Source organism: Candidatus Aegiribacteria sp. (genome assembly GCA_021108005.1).
In the GTDB taxonomy this organism is placed as follows: Bacteria; Fermentibacterota; Fermentibacteria; order Fermentibacterales; family JCC-6; genus Aegiribacteria.
The window spans coordinates 1-2,269 of record JAIORS010000096.1; the positions used below are offsets into that span (position 1 = coordinate 1).

At 38.9% G+C, this 2,269-nt stretch carries 3 protein-coding genes; all 3 read right to left on the minus strand.

The features are described from left to right. Window positions 1-188 (minus strand): hypothetical protein (locus K8S15_05495; GenBank protein ID MCD4775491.1); only part of this gene is annotated, 188 nt, incomplete at its 3' end. Window positions 189-754: 566 nt separating this feature from the next. Further along, the gene (locus tag K8S15_05500) at window positions 755-1,414 is read right to left on the minus strand and encodes a hypothetical protein (protein MCD4775492.1); all 660 of its coding nucleotides are present in this window, start codon (window positions 1,412-1,414) and stop codon (window positions 755-757) included. An 18-nt stretch (window positions 1,415-1,432) separates the two neighbouring features. Next, window positions 1,433-1,642, minus strand: coding sequence for a hypothetical protein (locus tag K8S15_05505; GenBank protein ID MCD4775493.1), 210 nt, complete (start codon window positions 1,640-1,642; stop codon window positions 1,433-1,435). Window positions 1,643-2,269: the final 627 nt, after the last annotated feature.

Here is a 2,269-nt window from a genome sequence, read left to right on the forward strand (position 1 = left end):
TGCCACCCCACCAATCGCAGGAAGCCCCAGCCAGGCAGAGTGCAACCCTGCCCCAGACCACAGTCCTTGCCACTTTCGGCAGCTGCTTGGCCGTCCTGAATATCCCAATGGCCGCCAGCAGGACCCCAGCCCCACATACACCAGTATCTTCCCCGCCTTTGACCTCGGCAGCCGGGCCTAAGTATCATAGACCTCATCCACAACAGAGCACAGGTTGCAGTCCCCTTTCCAGTACTCCTCCACGTCAATCGGCAGGATAGCCAGGTCTTCCTCTCAGTTGCCACTCGTCCCGACCAGGTAGAAAGCATCAATAGCTGGATACCGGGCATCTGTAAGGATTATCCTGATATTATTCCACTGGGGGCTATGCATCCTGAACAACCTGACCCGGAAGCGGAGGGCATATGGATGCGGCAGCTTGAAATAAAAGGAATAAGACTTCATGGTCACTGACCCCGGACGTCGCTACACTTTGTCCATGGCATCTCATGGGTGCATTAATTGGTTGAAAAAAAGAGCACGATTTCATCGAAGTGTAAAAAATTGGGCAGTGTACTAGAATACGATACTTAATGATATTTGAAGAACTAATCCTACTTGGAATTGCCAGATTTCAGTACAAATCACTATCGAAAGATCACTTAGACGAAATATTTGTGAAAAATTGGAATCAACATGGGTAGATGAAGTGACTGTCTAATCTAACAAAGTGGAGTTAAGTATCTTAAATTATGCCACTGCCAAAAATTGAGGACTAAGTTAACCATATGCCAATTAATACAAGAATTAAACCACTAAAAAAACCAAGAAGCAGATTCTTAATATCAGTAGATGTAGTCTCCTTTTTTCTTTTGGATTCATAATCTATGAGACCTCCCAAACTATCTCTTATTTGCTGCCTTATTTCGCTTAATTCTTTTATAATTCCTGCAAATTCAATAAGGTCTTCTGAATTTACTGAGCTTATATCCTTTCGAGCTCTTAATTCAGTTATCCTTCTTTCATATTTTGGAATAGAAGTTGATATTTCTGAATAATAATTTGGTATGACTTCTTTTATAGCAGTAGGAGAATATGGTTTAAGTTCATTAATTAGTTCTTCTTTCACATTAACGCTTATCCAATCTAAAGAATCATAACAAGCTCTATAGACATGACCTAATGCTTTATTCAAATTCTCAATAGAATAGCCGTCTTCTTTTTCATCTACAATTTTTAATTTTTCAGCTAATACCCTATTAAAATGATCATATGCATTTCTTAACTCGTTAATGACTTGTGGGAAAGTGTAACTGTCCGGATCAATGATTTCATTATAAATTAATAGTTCTTTTACAAAAAGATATAATTCGACGGTTTCTTTAATTTTTTCCGTTTCTCCCACACTAAATGTAAGAGGTTGTATTTCATCCATGTTTTAAAATAGGAAGTATTAGGGAAGGGGTTCTTTGCGAATCGCCATTCTCCTCTTTTCAAACTCATCAGCAGTATAATATTTGCCAGAAGAAAGTCTCACACTCCCTCTATGTGCCCATTTAAATTTTTTTGTTTTATCTTTATCTATTTTCAATGGGCCAAAATCAGTATCCAAAATATCCATGTCCTTTACAAACATCCCTAGTTTTGGGATTTTGAGTGGCAATTTACAAATTCCTCCTATACATCTTTGATTGTGGTTGAAATTTCATTAATAATAATTTTTTTTTTAAATTCAAAAATATGATTTTCCATTAGTAAGCACCCATCTATGAACCAACCACAAGAGACTTTTTATGCTTTTCTATAGATAAACCTTTCGCTTTTTTCATCAAATTTAAATTATAATTTCATTTAGATAATTTATTACTTAAACAATATATGTTTTTATTATTTAAATACTCCATCCTCGTTTATATAAATTGAGGACGGCTATATTAATTTGTAATAGACAAATGATGCACAGTTTCGCCATCTCGTAGTCATTAGTATCCCCCGTATAACCTACAGCCCCCGCATCTGCCCATTACACCTCACTCCAGCCCCACATACACCAGTATTTCCCCCACGTTTGACCCAGGCAGCCGGGCCTAAGTATCATAGACCTCATCCACAGCAGAGCGCAGGTCACAATCTCCTTTCTGTAACCCCTCCACCACATCAACCGGCAGGATATCCAGGTTCTCCACTCAGTTGCCACCCGTCCCGACCAGGTAGAAAGCATCAATGGCTGGATATTGGGCATCTGTAAGGATTATCCTGGTATTATTCCACTGGGGGCCATGCATCCTGA